Raw genomic sequence first — 22,684 nt, 5'->3', positions numbered from 1 at the left:
CACGATGGCTCGATCGAAACCAGGTTCTCGATCGATAGCACGGCGTCCCTCCTCTCGGTCGTCACGGTCCTGTATCTGGGTCTTCTGTGAGGGGTTCACGGAGCGGACGTACTTCGAGGCGCTCGCTCGCTTCTTTCGTGACAACGGGATCAAGGCGACCCCGATCGAATGCCGAGTCCTGGGGCGGGACCCGTTGAGCATCGTGCAGACGGCGGTCGAGGCACGGGACAACGGAGTCGGGCGAGGCAGCATCATGCCGCACGATCACGTCTGGTGTCTCGTCGATCGGGATGAACACCATACGTTCGAGGACGCCCTCCGATACGCCGGCCGCAAGGAGATCGACATTGCCGTCTCTACGCCGTGCTTCGAGTTATGGCTGCTCCTGCATTTCGGTGACCAACGTGCGTATCTGACGGCGAAGCAGGCCGAGCGTGCGGTCCGTCGACACCTGCCACGTTATGCCAAGAAGGTGGAACCGGATTTTCCGCTCGATGCGCATCCGGCCGCCGCCGACCGTGCGCGGAGCACGCTGTCGACGGGAGCTTTCGGGGGCAATCCGTCGACCTCGGTCTGGCGGCTGCTCGACGTGATCACCGAGACCCGTAGGCAGGCCCGCCGCTAGGGCCGGACCCGACGTCGTCGTCGCTACGGCTACCGCGAGTGCAAAGAAAAGCTTGCAAACAGAAGTGTGCAAAGGATACTTTGCACCCATGATCGAGCCGCCCCGGCCGCCAGTGCCCCCCGCTCCGCCCGAGCTGCCCGCCCTGCCTGAGCCACCCGCTCCGCCCGCCCGCAAGACGATCGATGTCTCCGGCTTGCGCGCCCTCGCCCACCCGCTGCGGGTCGAACTGCTGGATCAGCTCTCGCTGTACGGGCCTGCGACGGCGTCGCAGCTCGGCCGTCGGCTGGGCGAGAACAGCGGGTCGACCAGCTACCACCTGCGGCAGCTCGCCCGACACGGACTCATCGAGGACGACGATCAACATCGAGCGGGGCGGGAGCGGTGGTGGCGACACCGGGAGGGCGGCCTCATGCTGCACGGCCACGAGTTCCTGCGGCGCGAGGACACCAGGGCCGCCGCGCAGCTCGTCATCCGGGAGTTCCAGCGGGGTAAGGACGAACGGCTGCAGCGCTGGATGGAGACGCACCAGCAGTGGGGCGAGGAGTGGATCGACGCCTCGATCGACGGCGTGATGATGATGCGACTCGATGCCGCCGAACTCGGTGAGCTGGTGGCCGAACTCGGCGCCGTGATCGACCGTTATCGACACCGGCCCGCGCGCCCCGGCACCGAGTCCGTCGAGATCCAGCTCAACGCCTTCCCCAACCCACCCGTCGGCGACGCCGAGCCCAAGACGCAGGCCGAGGCTCCTCGGCGCGACTCCACCGAGCCGAAGGACGAGAACAGATGAGCGCCCCAGGTTTAGGCAGGCCCTTCTGGACGCTGTTCGTCTCCAGCACGGTGTCCAACCTCGGCGACGGCATCGGCCGCGTCGCCCTGCCGCTGCTGGCGGCGACCCTGACACGCGATCCGCTGCTGATCGGCTCCCTCTCCTCCTTCGTCTTCGTGCCCTGGCTGATGTTCGCTCTGCTCAGTGGTGCCCTGGTCGATCGAATGGACCGTAGGAAGGTGATGATCGCGGCCAACCTCTTCCGGTCGGTCGTGGTCGGCGGGCTCGCGGTCGCCGTGTTCACCGAGCAGGCGGCCGTCTGGATGCTCTTCGTCGCCGCCTTCATCCTCGGGGCCGCCGAGACGCTCTACGACAGCGCGGCGCGGGCCATCCTGCCGGGAGTCGTGCGGCGTGATCAGCTCGCGGCGGGCAACGGGCGGCTGGAGAGCGGCGAGGTCGTGGCGCAGAACTTCCTCGGGGCCCCGTTGGCGAGCTCGCTGTTCGTGCTCGTGGCCGCCGGGCCGTTCCTGGCGAACTCGGCAGGCTTCCTCCTGGCCGCGCTGCTGCTTCTTCTACTGCCGGGGAGCCATCGGGCGAAGCCCGCCGCCGACGCACCGGTCGCGCGGCCGAACCTGCGCCGGGAGATCGCCGAGGGGTTCGGCTGGCTGTGGGGCCATCGCCTCTTCAGGCCGTTCGTTCTGGTCGCCGCCTTCGGCGCTGCGGCGGTGGAAGGCGCGACGGCGTTGATCGTCCTGTTGATCATCGACGTGATGGCCCTGCCGGAGGCCTCCTACGGCTTCTTCGCCCTGGTACTCGGTGTCGGCGGCCTCATCGGCGGCCTGACCACGCCCGTTCTCCTGCGTCGATTCCGGCGCCGGACGCTGCTCGTCGTGTCGCAGGCGGCCATGGGCCTGTCGTACCTGCTCGTCGGACTCGCGCCGGTACCCGTTCTGGCGGCCGTGACCTTCTTCCTCGCGGGGGTGAGCGTCCTGATGTTCAACGTGGTGTCGATGTCGATGCGGCAGGCGATCATTCCCTCGCATCTCTTCGGCCGGGTGCAGGGCGCCTGGCGCACCCTCGCCTGGGGAATGCTCCCGCTGGGCGGCCTGCTGGGCGGGCTGCTCGCCCGCGTCACCGACGTGCCGACGGTGTTCCTCGTCAGCGGCGGCGTCGGGCTGGTCGTGGCAGTGATCCTGGCTCTGCTGCTCAAGGCACGAGGGCAGGAGATCGACGAGCTGGACGACTCCGACTGGGCCGAGCTTCGCGGCGCGACCAGCGCCCAGGCCGTCGCAGACGACCTTCCGGCCCCCGGCGCTGGACTCGCCGAGATCGGCGGCGATCCGTCGGAGGAGGCTCCTGCGGCGGCCCAGGGCGAGAAGCGCCCCATCGGTGAGGCCGCCGGCGCTCAGGTCCCCACCCCTTAGCCCGCTCGCCCCATGATCGCCGCCGACCGCGTCGGCGGTGAGCGGTGCGGCCCCGGCCCCCTCCTGTCGGGGCCGCACCGGCTCGACACGTCGTGGTTCCTGGGTGTTCTCGGGAGAAGGATTCCGGGTTGAGCGGGCTCTTCGTCGGCGAAGCCTGATGAACGTCGCGTCGGGAACATCCCTGCTGCGAGACATCGCGTTGACCTGGCATCGTCCGCGATTCATCAGACGCAGAACGCGGTGAGATCCCGTCGCAGTGTCCGGGCGCCGGGTGCGTCGGACCAGGCCAGCGATCGCCTGAGTTCGACGGCCAGTCCTCGGGCCTCCGCCGATCGACAGCCTGCCGCCTCACCAAGCGACTGCCGAGCGACGGCGACGGCTTCACCCTGCTCGCCGTGTCGAGAACGGGCCAACGCGAGAAGCAGCCCGTACCGCAGCCGCTGCCGCTTCGACGAGGCCGGGATCGCCGGGAGTTCCACGGCGAGGATCTCGGCGGCAGATCGTGGTTCGTCGAGGTCGAAGAGCACCCGAGCCCGCACCACCTCGACGACACCAGGGACGGTGCGACTGCACCAGTTTCCCGGGGCGTCGTCGTCTCTGGCATGCCATTCATCGGCGGCTTCGAGCGAACGGTGTGCCTGTGTGCGCTCGCCTCGCCGGGCGTGCCCTTCGGCTTCGCGCAGGTAGGAGGCGGTTCGGAGTGACGGTCCGACTCGAGAGTGTCGAGCCTTCACAGCCGCTTCGACCGCTCCTGCGGGGTCACCGGTCGAGGCGAACACCCTTGATCTGCGCACCCACATGTATGCCGCCATCTCAACGTCACCGCCTGCTTCGGCCATCCGTTCCCCCTGGCTGATCCAGTGTTCGGCCGATGCGTGGTCGTCGACCTCCTCGAGCATGTAGGCCAGATACTCGGCGTAACGCGCGCCGAGAGCGAGAAGGTCGGATCGGACCGAGCCGCTGGCAATCGGGGTGAGCGTGCCGATCGTCGACACCTGACCGGACAGTCCGGAGATGAGTACGGCGGGGTCGGTGATCCGACCCAGGCGCCAGAATTCTTCGAGGACGCTCCGCAACCCGGTGATCGTCTCCGGCGACGGGTTTCCCGTGGCGGCGTGAGCCGGTGTGGTCGAGCCGGCGGTGGCGCCGCCTGCGGCCGCAAGTATCGCGGTGATGAGGTCGCGGCGAGACAGGGCCATCGGGGTTACCCCCTCAGTGGTAGGGACCAGCACCCAGACGAGGCTGACGTCAGTATCCGTCGTCTGCCGGGCCGTGTGCCAGAGCTCGATCAATGTGCCCCGTGCGTCCAGGGCGGTGTCCAGGTCCTCGGCCAGTTCGCGGCTGGCCCGTCGATGCCCGGTCTCGACCTTGGAGAGGGTGGACGGGTGATAGCCCGTCCGCTTGGCCAATGCGGTGACCGAGATCTTGGCGGACTGCCTTGTTTGACGCAGGACCACGCCGAACGGGTCTGCTGCGATGTGGTGTGCCACGTGATCACCCCCCGGCGTCCAATCGTAGTGAATCGATCACAGGAAGTAATTCTCGTTGACCAGCGCTGCCAACGGCTGTCAACGAGAGGGTGTTCCCACGCTTCGCGTGGTGGCTGATTCTTAGTGGGTGGCTGCGGCCCATCTGCCGCAGCTCAGACAGTCGGGAGCGAGTGACCACAGAAAGAGAGAAGAAAGACATGCCTACTGATGTCCTGGTTCCGACCTTGTTTCCTGCCGGACCCTTCCGAGTAGGAATTTCATCCGACATGCCGTCGGCAGCCCGCCCGTTCGGTCTGACGATGACCACACCTTTGGCTGGTGATGATCTGACGCGACTCGCCACCGTCGCCTACGACGAGCAGCGTCAGGTGAGCGTCACCGCCGACGGCACACCATTGTGTGATCATCCGCTTGCCGCCGTGACCACCAGTGCCCGTCAGACGATTCAGGACATGCAGGAATGGCCTGACTATGACCCCGACGACTGAGTCAGGAGTATGACGTGAGCGGTTCCGTCCTGGTGATCACCAGGAGGTTCGACCCGACGGCGGACGACGTGATCGTCCGCCTGTCCGCTCGAGACGTTCCCATTCTTCGTCTCGACCTTGCCGATTTCCCAAGGGAGTTCCGGTTGTCCGGACGTATCGCTTCGGGATGTTCCGGGTGGTCAGGCAGAGTCAGCGGGACCCGGCGTGGGGTCAGCCTGACCGAGGTGGGTGCTGTCTGGTATCGCAAGCCATCGCAGTTTCATGTGCTGGATGCGATGAGCCGTACTGAAGAGACGTGGTCGATCCGGGAGGCCAGAGCGGGGATGGGAGGCATACTGGCCACCCTGCGCTGCACCTGGATCAACCATCCGCATCGAAATGTGATCGCCGATCAGAAACCGCTTCAACTGGTCACCGCAGACGAGGTCGGGTTGGCGATTCCGGAGACGATCATCACGAACGACCCGGTCCAGGCTCGTTCCTTCGTTGCAGGGCAAGCGACAGGCGCCGTCTACAAGTCACTGCGCGGCGGGCCGCGGTCTGAGGGGGCAGGCCGGTGGCGCTGTACACGACGTCGGTGAGTGCCGACGAGATCACCGACGCCGTTCGGCACACGGCCCACCTGTTCCAAGCCCGCGTGCCGAAGGCTTTCGAGGTGCGGGTCACCGTTGTGGGAGACCGGATGTTCGGCTTGCGAATCGACGCTGAGACCGAGCGTGGCAAGCAGGATTGGCGGTCCGACCACCGACGTCTGAACTACAGCGTGATCAAGGTTCCCGAGTGTGTCGCGGTCGGCGTGCAGCGATTGATGAGTCGGCTGGATCTGGTGTTCGGTGCGCTCGACTTCGTGGTCACTCCCGCCGACGAGTGGGTGTTCTTGGAGATCAACCCCAATGGACAGTGGGCATGGCCGCATCCGCAACGTGACGCCATCGCCGAGGCCGTCGCGGACGTGCTTGAAGAAGGGACTCGCACCAGATGAACACAGCTGACGACGTCGACACCGAGAGTCTGGCCGCCTGCCTGCGCAACCGCTTCATCGCGAGCCTCATCGACGCCGGGGCGATTCCCGATCCGCGCTGGCAGGATGCGTTTCGGGCGATACCGCGCCATCGGTTCGTCGCCCGATTCACCGCGTACGGCACCCAGACGGTGTTCGACATCGCACGTTCAGACCAGCGCCGCGCCGCGCTCGACGCCTGCTATTCCAACGAGACATTGTTGACTCAACAGGATGCTGGCGGCACCCCCACCAGCTCATCGACCGAGGTCACGCTGATGGCCCTCATGCTCGATCGGCTGGACATCAGCCCAGGCCATCGGGTCCTGGAGATCGGCACCGGGACCGGCTACAACACGGCGCTGCTCTGCCACGCACTCGGCGACGAGTCGGTGACCAGCATCGATATCCACCCCGAGCTGGTCGACAAGGCCGTCCCGGCGCTCGCCGAAGCGGGGCACCATCCGGTCGTCGTGTGCGGTGACGGCGCGGGAGGTGTTCCTGAGCGGGCGCCGTTCGACCGAATAATCGCCACGTGTGGTGTCCTCCGTGTTCCGCAGGCCTGGCAGCGGCAGCTCGCCCCGCACGGGGCGATCCTGGTGAACGTCGGGCTCGGCCTCGCGAGGCTGGTCCTCCGATCCGATGGCAGCGTCACCGGACCGTTCATCAGTGAAGCAGCCTTCATGCGCCTCCGTCACGACGTCTCCGCACCGGCCGTCACCACTCGCGAGATTCTCTCGATGACCACCACCGGGCAAGGCGATTCGAGGGTGACGGACCTCCCTGCCGCGTTGGCCGACCGATCGTTCCAGGTGATCGTGTGCTGGGTACTGCCCACCGTCGAGTGGGTGACCATTCTCGACCCGCGGGTTCACGTCTTCGTCGAGCCGGGCAGTGGTTCCTGGGTGCGTGCAGGGTCGACCGACGCGGGGCGCGCCGAGATACTCGAACACGGCCCGAGGAGTCTGTGGCGCGAGCTGCTCGCCGTCGCCGAACTGTGGGAGGGGGCCGGCCGGCCCGAGCCGACGCGGTTCGGGTTGACCGTCGCCGCCGACGGCAGCCACACGTTGTGGCTTGATCGACCGGATGAGCTGTTCTGCGAGCTGGACTGACCGGAGGTGAGTCTCCGACCGGCGATGCGATCGACGACGGCCATGCCTCCGGCGTCGGCGGGCGTCTCATGGTGTGCGCTGGTCGTCGGCCGAATGTTCCGGGAACCAGCCCCGTCGGACCGCAGGCCCACCGAGGGCCTGCCCTCGGCCGCATGGATGCCGAGATCCTCGACACCGTGTCGTCGCGCCGCCGATTCACTCCGGCCCCTGTAATCGCCAGATAGCGCACGGTAACTTGTCCCGCATGGTGTCTGCCTTCCCGTCGCCCCGATCGAGCCCGCACCGATGTGGCGGAGATCGTCGGTGAGCGCGGCTCGGCTCGGGTCGCGGTTCTGGACACTGTTCAGCGCGACCACGATCTCCAATCTCGGTGACGGCATCGGGCGGGTGGCACTGCCGTTGTTGGCGGCCACCTTGACCCGCGATCCGGTGCTGGTCGGCAGCCTCGTGTCGTTCAGCTTCGTCCCGTGGCTGTTGTTCGCGCTGCTCAGCGGCGCTCTGGTCGACCGGATGGATCGCCGGAAGGCGATGATCGGTGCCAACCTGGTCCGCGCGCTGATCGTCGGCGGGCTCGGCCTGGTGGTGCTCACCGGCTCGGCGGCCATCTGGATGCTGTACATCGCCGCCTTCCTGCTCGGTGCCGCCGAGACCCTCTACGACAGCGCGGCCAGAGCCATGCTCCCGGCCGTCATCGATCGCGATCAGCTGGAGACCGGGAACGGCCGGATGGAGGCCTCCGAAGTCGTCAGCCAGGAGTTCGTCGGCGCGCCGCTGGGCAGCGTGCTGTTCGTGCTGGTCGCCGCCGGGCCGTTCTTGGCCAACTCGGCGGGCTTCCTCCTCGCCGCGCTGCTGCTCGTCGCGCTGCCGGGTTCCTATCGGGCCAAGCCCGAGCCCGTCTCGAAGCCCCAACCCGTGGCCGGCATCGAGGCCGCCGCCGGGACCGGTCCTGCCTCGGAGACCGCTGCTGCGCGGGAACAGCCCGCTCAGACGGACGGGCAGGTCCAGGGCGCGACCAGGAGTCTGCGCAAGGAGATCGGCGAGGGTCTGCGGTGGCTCTGGAGCCATCGCCTGCTCCGCACCCTGATGCTGTTGACGGGGCTGGTCACCGTCGCCCTGGAGGCGTCGATGGCGATGGTGGTGCTGCTCGTCGTCGACGAGCTGAATCTGAGCGAGGCCGTCTTCGGACTCTTCGCGCTGGCGATGGGCCTCGGCGGCCTGCTGGCAGGTCTGCTGGCCGGGGCGGTCACCAGTCGACTGCCTAGGGCCGTCATCCTGGTGGCCAGCGTGGCCGTGACGGGTCTGAGTCTGCTGTTGGTCGGTGTGTTCCCCGTGCCGGTCTGGGCCGCCGTCATGCTGGCGGTCAGCGCGCTGTCCATCGTGCTGTTCAACGTGATCACGATGTCGCTGCGACAGGCGATCATTCCCGCGCACCTGTTCGGCCGCGTCCAGGGCGCCTGGCGGACCGTGGTCTGGGGGCTGATGCCCTTCGGCGGGCTGCTGGGTGGTCTGGTGGCCGCGATGGCCGGGCTCCGGGCGGTGTACCTGGTGAGCGGCATCGCCCAGCTGCTGATCGCGGCGGCGTTCTGGGTCCTGGTCCGCAGGCCCGACATCGATCTGGAGAACCTGCACTCGCCGACGGAGCCGGGGCCTGCGAGCGTTCGAACCGGCGGCGGACAGGACGAGACAGCGGAGGGCGTCGCGGGCGACGGGGCGGACTCGGGAGGGCAGCCGGCAGAGCGGAGATCATGACGGGACGAGCCGCCCCGCGAGTCGCGAGGGGATCGCCCTGCCCGCCGTCCCGATGCGGCGACGGGCCGAGTTCGGACGGCACCACCTCGACCCTCGATTCTGGACACCACAGCCTCTCCCGCGCCGATGGGGCGCGGCCGCGACCGTCCTAACCGGAGGGTGGGTGCTCGACATCGCGGATCGGAGTCGTTGATCTCAGCCCGGCAGTCCCGGCCGCGGCGGGAGGCGGCCCTCGCCTGCGGCCGGAACGGCTCGGCGGTCCTAGGCCTGCCTGCGTCCCGACGTCCCCCGCGTAGGACTCGGCTCTTCTCGAGACTCGATGCTCGGCACCACGTCGTGTTGCCCGACACCCGACGCACGCCTGCACCGTCGGACACGGGAGATCGCGGTGTGGCGGCCTGCGCTGGTAAACCGGCAGACCACCATCGTCCCTCGAACCGATGTTCGAATCTGTCGGTGGGCTGGTGTTGACTGGGCCACATGATCGACGAGACCGAGGCCACGGGAGTCGCGGGGCGGTTGCGCCCTCGCTCGGTCCGCTCGCGATCAGAGGTAGACGCCGCGCTCGGCCAGCCAAGCCTGGGGGTCGATCTTCTGGTTGCTGCCCGGCGCCCACACCTCGAAGTGCAGGTGCGGCCCCGTGGAGTCGCCTCGATTGCCCATCTGGGCGATCTGCTCGCCTGCCTGGACGATCTGGCCCGGACGCACGGAGAAGGAGTCGATGTGGCCGTAGACGGTCGTCGTGCCGTCCGCAGCCTGCACCTTGACCCACAGACCGAAGCCGCTCGCGGAGCCCGCCGTGGTGACGACTCCGTCGTGGGCGGCGTAGATGGGCGTGCCGATCGCGTTGGCGATGTCGATGCCGAGGTGGTTCTCGTTGAAGCGGCTCCCGAAGGAGCGGAGGCCGTAACCGGAGGTGAAGCTGCCGACCGAGGGAACCCAGAACTTGGGGCGGGCCGCCTCCTCCTCGGCGGCGACGACCTCCACCTCCATCTGGGTGCTCTTGACCATCTGTCCGACGGCCGCGTCGGGGGCGACGTCCTGGACGATGGGAAGCACCTCGGGAGCGGGCATCGTGCCACCGACACCGGTGAACGACGCGCTCGCGCCGCCTGCGGCGAGCGGGGCCACCTCGTCGACCGTCTGATGCTCGGAGCGCTCGCTGCCGAGCATCGCGGACTGGCCTGCCGTGACGAAGGCTCCGGCGGCGACGGCGGCCACGACCAGCTTGCCTCGCATCGAGGGCGGCGGTGGCAGACGGTGCGAACCTCGGGGGCGCGGGGAGCGTTCTTCCAGTGCCTTGTCGATGACGGGAGACGACGGGTTGGCGCCGCCTGCGGTGCGATGTCGAGACAACGCCTGACCTTTCTTCGAGGACTCCGGACGGGGGTTCCGGCTCGCCGGTCGGGGGTGCCGACGAGATGTCCTGTCTGCACTGCGGTCTCGGCCCTCCCGGGCCTTCTCTCCTGCTGCTGCTCGCGGCTCGTCGACGCTCGGCAGGACGCCGAGGGCACCGGGCCGCTCACGATCGATCACGTCTGGACGCCGCGCTCCTGCAACCAGGCTGCGGGGTTGATCTTCTTACCGTCGCCCGGCGCCCACACCTCGAAGTGGAGGTGCGGTCCGGTGGAGAAGCCTCGATTGCCCATCTGGGCGATCTGCTCGCCTGCCTGGACCTGCTGGCCGGGGCGGACCGAGTAGGAGTCGATGTGGCCGTAGACGGTGACTGTGCCGTCCGCGGCCTGCACCCGGACCCAGAGGCCGAAGCCGCTGGCGGGACCGGTCTCGATGACGACTCCGTCGTGTGCGGCGAGAATCGGCGTGCCGATGGCGTTGGCGATGTCCATGCCGTAGTGGGTCGTGCCCCACCGGGCGCCGTAGCCGGAGGTGTAGGTGCCCTGGGCCGGTGCCCAGAACTTGGGTCGAGCGGCCTCCGCCTCGGCGGCGGCGGTCTCGACCTCCATCTGCTGGCCCTTGACGATCTGACCGACGGCGGCGCCGGGCTCGGCGGCCTGCGCGATCGGCAGCACCTCGGGGGCGATCATCGTTCCGCCGACGCCGGAATAGCCGCCTGCGGATGCGGAGGGGGCCGCGTCGGAGCCTGCGGCGAGATTGGTCGTCTCGGCGCCATACGCCTGTCCGCCGTCGGAGTCAAGACCGAACTGGGTAGACTGGCCGGCAGCGACGAAGGCGCCTGCCGCGACGGCTGCGATGACGAAGCGACCACGTAGTGCAGGAGAAGGCGTACTGAGCCTGTGAGCGCCACGATTCCGCGTCGCCGCGCGCTTGCGCGCAGCATCACGTGCCTCGGGGGAGCTCTGGCCGCCGGGTGAGCGGTGTTGAGACAAAGCCTGCCCTTCCGTTCAGCCTCGGGGAGTCTGAAACGAACGTCCGGGCGGGGGATCCCGGTGCCGCTGACCGGCCTTCGCCGGCAGCGATGTGTTCGTGATCAGACCGTGACAACGGACCGGGGGACAGTAACGGGGCGAGACCCTTAAGGGCAACTCCCTGAGATCACGCTCTGCCGAATGGGGGGTGGCTTCCGGGCCTGGTCGGAGAAGTGTGACCGTCTGTGTTGTTGACTTTTTCGGCCGAAGAGGTTTGAGAAGCGGGCTTCCTGGTCAGTGCGGCAGTCGGGTTGCAATGATCATTGGGCCGGCTGGCTCAACCGATCTACTCCGTCCTCAGTCCGAGGCCGATTAAACGGTGATTTGGTGTGATATATGTCACCGCAACCTCGGGAATGGTCGCCGCCACGAATGTCGTACTCATCGGTAGGGGGCGTTGTGCTGATCACGACGGCCTGCGGGCCTGGGACGCCCGCCCGCCCCTCGACCCGCGATCCCGATGACATCCCTCGGGGATGACCCACCCCTTGCTAGCGTCGGCGCGGTGAATGCGCGGACTGGATCGATCGCGGGCCGTTCCCCCGGTGAACGGGCTCGGCCTGTCGGCAGGCGGACGCCGCGAGACGGCGGATCGAGTTCGACGACTCCTCCCCTCGACTCCGACGCCGCCGGGCTGTGGATCGCGATCGCGGTGGCGGGCGGTGGCGCGCTGCTCGCGGTGCTCGCCCCGCTCGTGGGCTTCACCGAGCCGACCACGGCGCCCGGGTACGGGTCCTGGCCGCTGCTGGCACTGATCCACCTCCTGCCCGTGGCGCTCGCCGGGTTGTTCGCCGCACGGGGCAGGTCCGGCGCCGCCGTCGGCATCCTGATCGCCTCGGCTCTGGTCGCGCCGGGTCGGGCGCTGCTCGACGGCGTGCTGCTCGTCGACGCCGCCTCGGTGGTGCGCCCGGAGCTGGTCCGTTTCGACAGCCTCGCATCGGCCGGGGCAGGACTCGGCGCCTTCCTGCTCGTCGCCGCGCACCTCGCCGCAGTGATCGCAGGCGTCCTCGCCTACCGCAGCGGCGGGGAGGACTTCGGCCGGGACCAGGGCGCCGCCTTCGGTGCGACGCCGGATCAGGGGCTCGGCGCAGGCTTCGGCACGGAACCGGCCGAGAGGGATCGGTCCGTCGCCTCGGACCCCCTGGAACGACTGTCCGGTATTCCGGCCGGGCGAGCCCGGCCCGCGCAGAGCGGCAGGCGACAAGGTCTGGCGATCGCGGCGTTGTTCGTGGTCGTGGCCGCCTGTCTCGGCCTGGCAGGCGCCCCCTTCTCCTCCGACGATCCCTACCTGCTGCCGCGTGCGGTGCTGGACGCCGACGGGCTCGTGCTTGTGGGCTGGGTGGTGACCTTCCTCGGCCTCGTCGCCTCGACGCTGCTGGCCACGGCTGCTCGCGACGCCGATCGTGCGCTGGGCGGGCTGCTGGGCACCGCGCTGATGGTGATCGCGCTCGCCGCGCCGTTCTCGGCCGCCGGGCTGTTCGCCGACGACCTCGGTCTGACGGCCGGACCGGTGTTCGCGCTCATCGCTGCCCTCGTCCTCGTGCTGCTCGCGCTGCGGACCGCGCCGCGCTCGGCAGGCCGAGCCGCTGCGGAGGGCACCGACGAGGTCCGGCTGCCCGGTGCTGCGCGGTTGCGACGTGCGGCGGGCGTGCCCGCGTTGCTCGCCGGAATCGCCCTGTCGGCCGGTGTCGTCCTGCCAAGCCTGGCCCCGACCGATCAGCTGATCTCCGAGCCGGTCAATCACCAGGCGGGCCTGCTCGTGCCTGCCGGGCTGCTGCTGGTCCTGCTCGGCCTCGGGCTGCTGCTGCCCGTCAGCTCCACCGTCGCCCGCCCGGCGCTCGTCGTGGGGTGGCTGGCCGCTCCGATGGTCGCCGCCGTCTCCCTCGACGTCGTCTTCGCCGCCAACCAACTCGTCGGGGCGGGCCTCGGCGCCGGTGCCTGGCTGGTGATGGCCGCCGTGCCGCTGGCCGCGACGGGCGGCTTCCTCGCCTGGACGGCGGGCGCGGTCGAGCGCGAGGAGGTGGACCTCTCCGAATGGCCGACCGACTGGCCCGCCGTGGTCCCCTCGGCGATGGGCGCGCTGTGGGCGCTCGGTGCGTTCACCCTGCCGGTGCTGGAGTCCGAAGAACTCACGGCGCTCACCGGGTCCGCCTCGGCGGGCATCTTCTCGAACTTCCAGATCGCGTCCTGGAGCCAGGTGCTCGGCGTCCTCGGCGTGGTCGTCGCCGCAGCGCTGGCTCCCCGCTCCCGACCCGCGCAGGCTGTCGGACTGTTCCTCGGCGCAGCCGGCCTGCTCCTGCTACGCGTGCTGGAGTACCCCTTGACCGCGGCCCGCGCCGCCGACGCGCAACCCGGTCCCGGCCTGTGGCTGGGACTCTGCGGAGTGATCGTGTTGGTGGCGGGCGCGGGTGTGGTGTTCCGCGTCACCCGGCGCACCGCTGACCCGACTCCGAGGCGCTAGTCTGCGATCAGCGAGTCCGCCCGCGAACCCGCGAGCGGCCTTCGTGTTCCGTGTGAAGGCGGGACATCGACAACGTGGTCGTCTGACGGGTCGTCATAGGTGCCGCGCGAGCCTGTCGATCCAGGTCTCGAAGGGCCGCGACGCCCAGGTGGGAGGAAGCCGTGAGCGGTCGTATCCGGGTGGTCGTGGCGAAACCGGGACTCGATGGTCATGACCGAGGGGCCAAGGTCGTCGCCAGGGCACTGCGCGACGCCGGCATGGAGGTCATCTACACGGGCCTGCACCAGACCCCGGAGCAGGTGGTCGAGACCGTCCTTCAGGAGGACGCCGACGCCGTCGGGCTGTCCGTGCTCTCCGGCGCCCACATGACGTTGTTCGCGAAGGTCGTCGCCCTGCTCAAGGAGCGGGATGCCGACGACGTCGTCGTCTTCGGCGGCGGCATCATCCCCGAGGAAGACCTCCCCAGACTCGCCGAACTCGGCGTGGCCAAGGTCTTCACTCCTGGTGCGCCGACACACGAGATCGTCGACTGGGTCCGCAGCAACGTGGCCCAGACTGCCGGTACCTGAACCGCTCCTGACGTGAGCGGCCCACGCCGATGAGTCGGTCGTCACAGTCGTCCGCCTGGTCCGTCGCGTCGCCGCTCACCGATCGAAGAGTCCGGCCGCTCGCCGCTGAATCGACGAGGTCCGACGGCGAGTCGGCTGCGACGCGCGGCGAGTCGGCGCCGAAGACGGCCCGAGTCGCGATGCCGAATCTCTGCGACGCAGGTCACGCGGTGATTGACCTCACCGGATGCGACGTGCCTGCCGTCATCGCAGGTCGTTAAGGTCTGCGGAGTCCGACACCGACGTCGCAGGAGACTCGAGTGGACCTGTACGAATACCAAGCGAAGGACCTCTTCGCCAAATACGGCGTTCCGGTGCTCCCGGGCACGGTCGCCACTACCCCAGACCAGGCTCGCGGTGCCGCCGAGGAACTCGGCGTCCCGGTCGTGGTCAAAGCCCAGGTGAAGACCGGCGGGCGAGGCAAGGCGGGCGGCGTGAAACTCGCCGAGAACCCCGCAGAGACCCAGGAGAAGGCGGAAGCCATCCTGGGCCTGGACATCAAGGGCCACACGGTGCATCGCGTGCTGGTGACCCCCGCCTCGGACATCGCCGAGGAGTACTACTTCTCCTTCCTTCTCGACCGCACCAATCGCACGTTCCTGGCGATGGCCTCGGTCGAGGGCGGCATGGACATCGAGGAGGTCGCGGCCACCAAGCCTGAGGCGCTCGCCAAGGTTCCGGTGGACCCGATCGCAGGCGTCGACTCCGCCAAGGCTCGCGAGATCGTCGAGGCCGCGAAGTTCCCGGCCGAGGTCGCCGATCAGGTGGCCGACGCGATCGTCAAGCTCTGGGCCTCGTTCGTCGGCGAGGACGCCACGCTCGTCGAGGTGAACCCGCTGGTCCGCGACCCCGAGGGCAAGATCATCGCTCTCGACGGCAAGGTCACGCTGGACGAGAACGCCGCGTTCCGGCACGCCGACCACGCCGAGCTGGTCGACAAGGGCGCCGAGGACCCGTTGGAGGCTGCGGCCAAGGCCAAGGACCTCAACTACGTGAAGCTCGACGGCCAGGTCGGCATCATCGGCAACGGTGCGGGCCTGGTGATGTCGACGCTGGACGTGGTCGCCTACGCGGGGGAGCAGCACGGGGGCGTCAAGCCTGCCAACTTCCTCGACATCGGCGGCGGCGCCTCCGCGGAGGTCATGGCCAACGGGTTGGAGATCATCCTCTCCGACCCCGACGTCACGTCCGTCTTCGTCAACGTCTTCGGCGGCATCACCGCCTGTGACGCGGTCGCCAACGGCATCGTCGCGGCCTTCGCGCTCCTCGACAGTCGGGGCGAGGCCGTGACCAGGCCGATCGTCGTGCGGCTCGACGGGAACAACGCCCAGGAGGGGCGGCGCATCCTCACCGAGGCGGCCCTGCCGGGGCTGGTCCAGGTCGACACCATGGACGACGCGGCCACCAAGGCCGCCGAACTCGCCGCGCAGGGGGCGTGACACCAGATGGCTATCTTCCTCACCGAGAACAGCAAGGTCATCGTCCAGGGCATCACCGGCGCGGAGGGCACTAAGCACACGCGCCGGATGCTCAAGGCCGGGACGCAGGTCGTGGGCGGGGTCAACCCGCGCAAGGCGGGCCAGAAGGTCGACTTCGACGGCACCGTGCTTCCGGTGTTCGCCACCGTCGCCGAGGCCATGGAGGCGACCGGCGCGGACGTGTCGGTGATCTTCGTTCCCCCGAAGTTCGCCAAGGCGGCCGTCTTCGAGGCGATCGACGCGGGCATCGGCCTCGCGGTGGTGATCACCGAGGGCATCCCGGTGCACGACACCGCGGCCTTCTGGGCGCACGCGGGCGCCACGGGCAACAAGACCCGGATCATCGGGCCGAACTGCCCCGGCGTGATCTCTCCCGGCAAGTCCAACGCAGGCATCATCCCGGCGGACATCACCGGGGCCGGTCGGATCGGCCTGGTCTCGAAGTCGGGCACGTTGACCTACCAGCTCATGTACGAGCTGCGGGACATCGGCTTCTCCAGCGCAGTCGGCATCGGCGGCGACCCGGTGATCGGCACCACGCACATCGATGCGCTGCAGGCCTTCCAGGACGACCCGGACACCGAGGTCATCGTCCTGATCGGCGAGATCGGCGGCGACGCCGAGGAGCGCGCGGCGGCCTACATCGCGGAGAACGTCACCAAGCCGGTGGTGGGCTACGTCGCGGGCTTCACCGCTCCCGAGGGCAAGACGATGGGCCACGCAGGCGCCATCGTGTCGGGCTCGTCGGGTACCGCAGCGGCCAAGAAAGAGGCGTTGGAGGCAGTCGGCGTCAAGGTCGGCAAGACCCCCAGCGAGACGGCGGCACTGGCCCGCGAGGCCGTTCAGGCACTCGTCGGCTGATACCAGGCCACTCCGTACAGCAGGGCCGGACATTCCTTGCGGATGTCCGGCCTGCTGTCGTCTCGGGCCTGGGCGACGGGTGCTGCGCACTGCTCGGCGGGCGGACCGACGCCGACACGTCCACCTGATGAGTTCGTCGTCACGAAAAGTGCGGCCATCCCTACTTGATCGGGTGAGGGTGGTGCACTGTGGTCCGGGGAAAAGGAAACCGAGGGTGATCGACGGAACCTCGTGAGACCGAGATTCGTCCTATCCGGGCGATCGGCTAGCGTTCCGACTGCCCGATAACGGCAATGTTGCATCCGGTGGAGGAGGAGACCCCGCCATGTCCGTGCCCTACGGCGCACCTCAACAGCAGGCTGGCAGTCCAGCGCAGCCTGCGGGAGGTTTCAGCCTTCCGTCCATCCTTGCCCTCGTCGGAGCCGGGCTCGGCCTCATCGTCTATCTGCTCGCCTTCGGCGAGGCGGGCATCGCCCCGTCCCTCGGCATCGGCGGCGGCCCCGGCACCGCCACCTCACTGTTGCTGATCGCAGGCCTGCTCGCGGGCATCTCGCTGCTGCCCAAGGGACCGCAACTGCACCTGCTGTTCGCGGTGCTCGCGGTGCTGGGTGTGCTCGGGCTCCTCCAGGTGGTGGTCCACTGGTCGGGTGACCTGCCCCCCATGACGATCGTGGCCCTGATCGTCGGGCTGGTCGAGGCAGGCGTGCTGGTCACGGCGTGGCTGTTCAACGCGGAGATCCTCAAGGTCACCCCCAAGCCGGCCTACCCGCAGGGCAACTGGAACCCGCAGAGCGGCGGCATCCCGCAGGCGGGACAGCCCGGCCAGTACGGCCAGGCCCCGCAGGGACAGTTCGGCCAGCAGGCCCAGTTCGGCCAGGCCGAGCAGCAGTACGGACAGCAGAACCCCGGTACCGGGGGACAGCCCGCCCAGCCGACGCCGTATGCCCAGGGCACCGAGGTGTTCGGCGGCACGCAGCAGCCCGGCCAGTACGGCCAGCAGCCCGGCACCACGCCGCCGCCCGGCGGCTACGGCCAGAGCTGAGCGTTCGCCGGGCTTCCCGCCCCCTGCGCGGTGGAGCCCGTCGGCGCTTGAGCAGCCGACACCGAGCGCAGTACAGGTTCTGACGATGCCGTGACTCGACCCGTCGAGTCACGGCATCGTCGTCTCTGCTCGGCGATCTCCGAGGTGCTTCGGTTCTGCCCGGGTGCGCTCGCGGGTGCCGAGCGCACCTGCCTGGCGCTCACCTGTTCGGCGCCGCTGTCGCGCGGTTGTCTCGCCGCGCGGTGCGCGGCCGTCTTGTGCGCGGCCGTGACGTGCGTAGTCGCCGATGCGACCGACATCGGTCCGAGTCGCCCCTCCGACGTCGACCGGCAGGACGATTCGGCGGCAGGCTGCGCGGGTGACGGCAGGCGGTTCGAGCCCCGCCCGTCTCCCGTCGCCCTCACCCGTTCGGGAACGGCGCGGCAAGCCGGAACGGCGTGGTGGCGGTGCGACCCTGCCCGCGTGATCACGCTCCGAGCGGCCGTCGACGAGGGCGCGGATCGCGCTGCGATCCCGGAGGCAGGCCAACTAGAACGGGCCAGGGTGCTCGTGTCGTCCGTGCTGGGTTCGCTGTTCCTCGGCTGCCTGACGGTGATCGCCCTGACGGTGCTGACTCTGGCCACCGCGGGCGATGACGCCTTCTCGCTCGGGGCCGTGCTGAGCGTGTCGGTGCCTGCGTGGCTCGCGGCTCACCAGGTCCCGCTGATGATCCTCGGGCAGCCGGTGGGAGTACTGCCCCTGCTGCCGACCCTGATCCTGCTCTCGTTGATCGCCACGAGTGTCGCCTCGACGCTGCGCAGGCTGGCCGCGACCCTGTGGACCTCGCTGCTACTGGTGGCGTTGACCGCAGCCGGTCACGGGGTGCTCGCCGTCGCTTTCGCCGAGGTCGCCACCGGAGGCAGCGCAGGGCTGGTCATCGTCTCGCCGTCGAGCGCCGGGCTGACGAGTGCCCTGTTGGCCGCCGCGGCCGCCGCCGTCGGGGTGCTGCGCTGCGGCGTCCTGGCCGCCTGGTTCGACGGGCGGCCCAGGGCCGTGCAGGACGGAGTCCGGGCGGGGCTGCTCGGCGCGGCGTGCCTGCTGGCGACCGGCGCCTCCGTGACCCTGTTCGGACTGTTCGCCTCAGGACCTGAGGTCGTCGAGTTGTTCAACCAGGATCGCCTCTCCGACGCGCTCGGTCTGCTGCTCTGCTCGCTGGCCTACCTGCCCAACGCGGTGACGGCGGGCGTCGCCTTCGCCGCCGGGCCGGGGTTCTCGCTCGGCCAGGCGGTCGTGACTCCCTTCGCGGCCCGGACGGGACCCGAGCTGGAACTGCCCCTGTTGGCCGCCCTGCCGGACACGGCTGCGCGGCCGTGGTGGGCGCTGGTCCTCCTGCTGCCGATCGCGGTGGGGGTGCTGCTCGGCTGGTTCGGCGGTGGCGGCGGCACACCGCGACGCGATCGACTGAGAACGGCTGTCGTCGGCGTCGTGATCGCGGCCTCGATCGCCTCGGCCGCCGCCGTCGTTGCGGGCGGACGGCTCGGCAGCGGGGCGTTCGATCCGGTGCAGGTGCCTGCGGCGAGCCTGGCGCTGGCCGTCCTGGTCTGGACGGGACTGCCCGCCGTCCTCGTGGCGTGGCTCGGTCGGCCGCAGCGGGCGGCGGACGAGACGGCGGCCGCCACCGTTGAGGCGGCGCATGACGTGGACGAGTCCGCCGGGGATGCCGCGAGCGGGGACGCCGCAGCTGGGGATGCCGAGACAGACGACGAGGCTGCCGACGACGCGGAGCCCGATGACCCCGAGGAGTCGGAGCCTGCCGACGAGCGGCTGCCCGCTGCCGAGACGGCGGACGACGCTGCGGCTCGCGACGACGCGGAGCCCGACGTCGGCTCGGACGATGTCGCCGGGAACCCGAGTGCGGCCGAATCGGCCGTCGTCGGGAAGGTGGCAGGTGCGAAGACAGGTACCGCCACCGACGACGTCGAACGGGTCGGGGCCGTGGCCGAGGACGCCGATGCGCGGCGGACTCCCCGCGCCGCCCGACCCGGCACGGCAGACGGTCCGGATGCCGTCGTCCTCGTGCCCTCTCCTCGGGAGGACCCCGCCGTCGACGCTGCCTCCGGGCCCGCCGGTCGCGGGGCGCAGGCCGAGAGGCGGGAGCACTCCGTCGCCCGGTCGGCCGAGGTCAGCGGGGTCGTCCTGCCCTCGCCAGGCGTCGAGGCGGCTGCGGTGTCGAGGCGGCGCGGCTCGGTCGAGGAATCGGCGGAGGTCTGGCCGCAGGACGATCCGGACGCTCCCGGCGCATAGTCGAGACGCGCCGCCTGCGGCGTGGATCGGGGCGGGGCCGAGGAGATCAGCCGATCGGGTCGTCGATCGCCCTGGCCGCAGTGATCGAACCGGCGCGACCTAGGCTTGGGCCCACTCCTCCCCGGTTTCGTCAGGAGATCACGCTGAGCGCTTCACCCCCGGATGCAGGGCCCGTCTCCTCCCGGCTTCGACTTCCCGTGCCCGCCCGCGTCGTCACGTTGCTCTCGGGCGCCGGAACGCTCGCGCAGGCACTGTTGGACGCCGCATCGGCTCCCGACTTTCCCGCCGAGGTGGTCGCGGTGGGCTCAGATCGCCCTGGCGCCGCCGGGCTGGCGCGTGCCGAGCAGGCAGGCCTGCCGACGTTCGCCGTGCGGCTCGCCGATCACTCCGATCGGGCGAGCTGGAATCGGGCATTGGCGGACGCCGTCGCGGCACACCGGCCCGACCTGGTGGTCTCCGCCGGATTCATGAAGATTCTCGGCCCCGAGTTCCTGGCGCGGTTCGACGGTCGTGTGGTGAACACGCACCCGGCCCTGCTGCCTGCCTTCCCCGGAGCCCACGCGGTGGCCGAGGCCATCCGCTACGGCGTGCGGGTCACCGGCTCCACCGTGCATCTGGTGGACGCCGGAGTGGACACCGGGCCGATCCTCCAGCAGGAGGCGGTTTCGGTGCTGGCCTCGGACACCGAGCAGACCTTGCACGAACGAATCAAGACGGTGGAACGCCGGCTGCTCGTGGACGTGGTGGCCCGGCTCGCCCGTGAGGGCTGCACCGTGATCGGACGAAAGGTGACAATCCCGTGACCGACCCCGTGATCGACGGTTCGGACCAGACCGACCAGGACGGCGCCGCCCGTCGCCCGGTGCGACGCGCGTTGATCGCCGTGTCGGACAAGCAGGGCCTGATCGAGTTCGCGAGGGGCCTGCACGCTGCGGGAGTGGAGATCGTCTCCACCGGCGGAACCGCCGCGCGGATCGCCGAGGCGGACATCCCGGTCACGCCGGTCGAGAAGGTGACCGGGTTCCCCGAGTGTCTCGACGGCAGGGTCAAGACGCTGCACCCCGGCGTCCACGCGGGTCTGCTGGCGGATCTGCGCCGCGCGGAGCACGCCGAACAGCTCCGGAGCCTGGACATCGCACCCTTCGATCTGCTGGTGGTGAACCTCTACCCGTTCACCCAGACGGTCGCCTCCGGCGCGGCGCCGGAGGACTGCGTCGAGCAGATCGACATCGGCGGTCCGGCGATGGTGCGGGCGGCGGCGAAGAACCACGCCAACCTCGCCGTCGTCGTGCAGCCCGCCCGGTACGAGTCGGTGCTGGCCACTGTCTCGGCAGGCGGGTTCACCCTGGCCGAGCGGCAGGGACTGGCCGTCGACGCGTTCCGGCACACCGCCTCCTACGACATGGCCGTGGCCTCCTGGATGGGGGAGACGCTGGCTCCGGACGCGGCGGAGGCAGGCTTCGCGAGCTGGCTCTGCCGGAGCTGGGAGCGGGACCGAGTGCTGCGGTACGGGGAGAATCCGCACCAGCAGGCCGCCCTCTACCGGAGCGGCGACTCGGCCGCGACCGGGCTGGCAGGTGCCACGCAGCTGCACGGCAAGGGCATGTCTTACAACAACTACGTGGACGCCGACGCGGCCTGGCGATCGGCCCACGACCATGAGCTGCCCTGCGTTGCCGTGATCAAGCACGCCAATCCCTGCGGCATCGCGGTCTCGGCGCTCACCGGCGACGACGCCATCGCGGACGCGCACCGTCGTGCCCACGCCTGCGACCCGGTCAGCGCCTTCGGCGGGGTGATCGCGGCGAACCGGCCGGTCACCGTGGAGATGGCCGAGCAGGTGTCGGACATCTTCACCGAGGTGATCATCGCCCCCGCATTCGCCGACGGGGCGGTCGACGTACTGACCAGGAAGAAGAACATCCGCATCCTCGTCGCCGAGCCACCGGTGCGCGGCGGTGCCGAGCTGCGGGCGATCTCCGGCGGCCTGCTGGTGCAGACGGCCGATGCGATCGACGCCGAGGGCGACGACCCGGCGAACTGGACTCGGATGGGTGCCGAGGTCGACGAGCAGACGCTCGCCGATCTGGCCTTCGCCTGGCGGGCCTGTCGCGCGGTGAAGTCGAACGCGATCCTGTTGGCCGACGGCGGGGCGACCGTCGGAGCGGGCATGGGCCAGGTCAACCGGGTGGACGCCGCGCGGCTGGCGGTCGCCAGGGCGGGCGACCGGGCGAAGGGCTCGGTGGCCGCGTCCGACGCGTTCTTCCCCTTCCCCGACGGCCTTCAGGTGCTGTTGGACGCGGGCGTGCGGGCCGTGGTGCAGCCCGGCGGCTCGGTGCGCGATGCCGAGGTGCTGGCCGCTGCCGAGGCGGCAGGCGTCACGGTGTTCCTCACCGGCACCCGGCACTTCGCACACTGAGTTCGGATCGCTGAGTCGCCCTTCGTCGGAACACGACGCGGGGCGGCTCGCGTGGCAGGGCCGCCTGCGCACCGTGAACGCGGCGGAACGTGCGCTTCACGAGCGAACGGCGCTCGCCTGCGCGGCGGCGTGGGCCGCCCGGGGGTGGCGGGTCGGCTGTCGTCCTGGACGGAAGCGGATCTGGCCTTGGTGCCTGCCGCCGAGCCTGCGCTCGGTCTTCTGTCGACCGTGTCCGGAGTGACGTCGACGAACGCGTTCGCGGTGGGCGAGTTTCTCACCAGACCGGCCTGGGATGGCATCCGTCCTGCGGTGATCGTCGCGATCACCGCAGGACGGGCTGGTGGACGGGACCCTGGCCGCTGCGGGCCTCGTTCGCGGTGCCGACCGGTTCCGGGCCTTGCGAGGACTCGATGCCGACCTCGGGGCAGGCACGGTTGCTGCTGACCCGAGGCTGCTGATGCTGCTGCTGCCGATGCCGGGGCTGTTGG

At 69.8% G+C, this 22,684-nt stretch carries 20 protein-coding genes; 16 read left to right on the top strand and 4 right to left on the bottom strand.

Annotated elements, in window-relative coordinates:
• The first annotated feature begins 4 nt into the window (after window positions 1-4).
• From UA75_RS28455 to UA75_RS28445, 3 genes are all read left to right on the top strand, one after another.
• Complete coding sequence (locus UA75_RS28455; RefSeq protein WP_075742856.1) at window positions 5-625, top strand: RloB family protein; 621 nt, start codon at window positions 5-7, stop codon at window positions 623-625.
• A gap of 88 nt (window positions 626-713) precedes the next feature.
• Window positions 714-1,415 carry a winged helix-turn-helix domain-containing protein gene (locus UA75_RS28450; RefSeq protein WP_083683723.1) on the top strand — a complete coding sequence of 234 codons (702 nt, stop codon included), beginning with the start codon at window positions 714-716 and terminating at the stop codon, window positions 1,413-1,415.
• The gene (locus UA75_RS28445; protein WP_075742855.1) at window positions 1,412-2,818 is read left to right on the top strand and encodes an MFS transporter; all 1,407 of its coding nucleotides are present in this window, start codon (window positions 1,412-1,414) and stop codon (window positions 2,816-2,818) included. The genes UA75_RS28450 and UA75_RS28445 overlap by 4 nt, the downstream gene beginning before the upstream one ends.
• Before the next feature lie 224 nt (window positions 2,819-3,042).
• Here the strand turns inward: UA75_RS28445 and UA75_RS28440 are convergent, their stop codons facing one another.
• Entirely contained in the window at window positions 3,043-4,308 is a 1,266-nt protein-coding gene (locus tag UA75_RS28440; RefSeq protein WP_075742854.1) for a helix-turn-helix domain-containing protein, read from the bottom strand.
• 170 nt (window positions 4,309-4,478) lie between these two features.
• Between UA75_RS28440 and tgmA the strand changes: the two genes are divergently transcribed.
• The 5 genes from tgmA (at window position 4,479) to UA75_RS28420 (ending at window position 8,657) form a co-directional block, all read left to right on the top strand.
• Window positions 4,479-4,796 carry a putative ATP-grasp-modified RiPP gene (tgmA, locus tag UA75_RS28435; protein WP_157434479.1) on the top strand — a complete coding sequence of 106 codons (318 nt, stop codon included), beginning with the start codon at window positions 4,479-4,481 and terminating at the stop codon, window positions 4,794-4,796.
• Between the two features lie 14 nt (window positions 4,797-4,810).
• Window positions 4,811-5,377, top strand: a complete 567-nt coding sequence (locus tag UA75_RS33530) for an MvdC/MvdD family ATP grasp protein (RefSeq protein ID WP_157434478.1) — start codon at window positions 4,811-4,813, stop codon at window positions 5,375-5,377.
• Window positions 5,374-5,778: a hypothetical protein gene (locus UA75_RS32270; protein ID WP_083683716.1), complete on the top strand. Its 405-nt coding sequence runs from the start codon at window positions 5,374-5,376 to the stop codon at window positions 5,776-5,778. The genes UA75_RS33530 and UA75_RS32270 overlap by 4 nt, the downstream gene beginning before the upstream one ends.
• Window positions 5,775-6,908 carry a methyltransferase domain-containing protein gene (locus UA75_RS28425; RefSeq protein WP_075742852.1) on the top strand — a complete coding sequence of 378 codons (1,134 nt, stop codon included), beginning with the start codon at window positions 5,775-5,777 and terminating at the stop codon, window positions 6,906-6,908. Before UA75_RS32270 ends, UA75_RS28425 begins: the two co-directional genes overlap by 4 nt.
• Before the next feature lie 303 nt (window positions 6,909-7,211).
• Window positions 7,212-8,657 (top strand): MFS transporter, encoded by a 1,446-nt coding sequence (locus UA75_RS28420; protein WP_075742851.1) that lies wholly within the window; start codon window positions 7,212-7,214, stop codon window positions 8,655-8,657.
• Window positions 8,658-9,203: 546 nt separating this feature from the next.
• Here UA75_RS28420 and UA75_RS28415 read toward each other — a convergent pair.
• Together UA75_RS28415 and UA75_RS28410 are read right to left on the bottom strand one after the other, a co-directional pair.
• Window positions 9,204-10,013 carry a M23 family metallopeptidase gene (locus tag UA75_RS28415; protein WP_232237522.1) on the bottom strand — a complete coding sequence of 270 codons (810 nt, stop codon included), beginning with the start codon at window positions 10,011-10,013 and terminating at the stop codon, window positions 9,204-9,206.
• Window positions 10,014-10,189: 176 nt separating this feature from the next.
• Window positions 10,190-11,005, bottom strand: coding sequence for a M23 family metallopeptidase (locus UA75_RS28410; protein WP_075742849.1), 816 nt, complete (start codon window positions 11,003-11,005; stop codon window positions 10,190-10,192).
• 544 nt (window positions 11,006-11,549) lie between these two features.
• On the opposite strand from UA75_RS28410, the gene UA75_RS28405 reads away from it, so the two are divergent.
• The 4 genes from UA75_RS28405 (at window position 11,550) to sucD (ending at window position 16,452) form a co-directional block, all read left to right on the top strand.
• On the top strand, window positions 11,550-13,505 hold the full coding sequence (locus UA75_RS28405; protein ID WP_075742848.1) for a hypothetical protein: 1,956 nt from the start codon (window positions 11,550-11,552) through the stop codon (window positions 13,503-13,505).
• A 161-nt stretch (window positions 13,506-13,666) separates the two neighbouring features.
• Window positions 13,667-14,074 (top strand): cobalamin B12-binding domain-containing protein, encoded by a 408-nt coding sequence (locus UA75_RS28400; RefSeq protein WP_075742847.1) that lies wholly within the window; start codon window positions 13,667-13,669, stop codon window positions 14,072-14,074.
• A gap of 299 nt (window positions 14,075-14,373) precedes the next feature.
• On the top strand, window positions 14,374-15,552 hold the full coding sequence (gene sucC / locus UA75_RS28390) for an ADP-forming succinate--CoA ligase subunit beta (RefSeq protein WP_075742845.1): 1,179 nt from the start codon (window positions 14,374-14,376) through the stop codon (window positions 15,550-15,552).
• A gap of 6 nt (window positions 15,553-15,558) precedes the next feature.
• Window positions 15,559-16,452, top strand: a complete 894-nt coding sequence (gene sucD, locus UA75_RS28385) for a succinate--CoA ligase subunit alpha (RefSeq protein ID WP_075742844.1) — start codon at window positions 15,559-15,561, stop codon at window positions 16,450-16,452.
• Here sucD and UA75_RS33525 read toward each other — a convergent pair.
• Window positions 16,434-16,610, bottom strand: coding sequence for a hypothetical protein (locus UA75_RS33525; protein WP_157434477.1), 177 nt, complete (start codon window positions 16,608-16,610; stop codon window positions 16,434-16,436). The genes sucD and UA75_RS33525 overlap by 19 nt on opposite strands.
• A 167-nt stretch (window positions 16,611-16,777) precedes the next feature.
• Here UA75_RS33525 and UA75_RS28380 point away from each other — a divergent pair, with 167 nt between their 5' ends.
• From UA75_RS28380 to purH, 4 genes are all read left to right on the top strand, one after another.
• On the top strand, window positions 16,778-17,494 hold the full coding sequence (locus UA75_RS28380) for a DUF5336 domain-containing protein (RefSeq protein ID WP_075742843.1): 717 nt from the start codon (window positions 16,778-16,780) through the stop codon (window positions 17,492-17,494).
• Between the two features lie 462 nt (window positions 17,495-17,956).
• Entirely contained in the window at window positions 17,957-19,777 is a 1,821-nt protein-coding gene (locus UA75_RS28375) for a DUF6350 family protein (RefSeq protein WP_157434476.1), read from the top strand.
• 197 nt (window positions 19,778-19,974) lie between these two features.
• Complete coding sequence (gene purN / locus UA75_RS28370; RefSeq protein ID WP_083683713.1) at window positions 19,975-20,580, top strand: phosphoribosylglycinamide formyltransferase; 606 nt, start codon at window positions 19,975-19,977, stop codon at window positions 20,578-20,580.
• Window positions 20,577-22,196 (top strand): bifunctional phosphoribosylaminoimidazolecarboxamide formyltransferase/IMP cyclohydrolase, encoded by a 1,620-nt coding sequence (gene purH / locus UA75_RS28365; RefSeq protein ID WP_232237513.1) that lies wholly within the window; start codon window positions 20,577-20,579, stop codon window positions 22,194-22,196. The genes purN and purH overlap by 4 nt, the downstream gene beginning before the upstream one ends.
• Window positions 22,197-22,684: the final 488 nt, after the last annotated feature.

This window comes from Actinoalloteichus sp. GBA129-24 (genome assembly GCF_001941645.1).
Taxonomy (GTDB): Bacteria; Actinomycetota; Actinomycetes; order Mycobacteriales; family Pseudonocardiaceae; genus Actinoalloteichus_A; species Actinoalloteichus_A fjordicus.
Note: the sequence above shows the minus strand (reverse complement) of the source record. Positions and strands in the feature narration are given on the sequence as shown.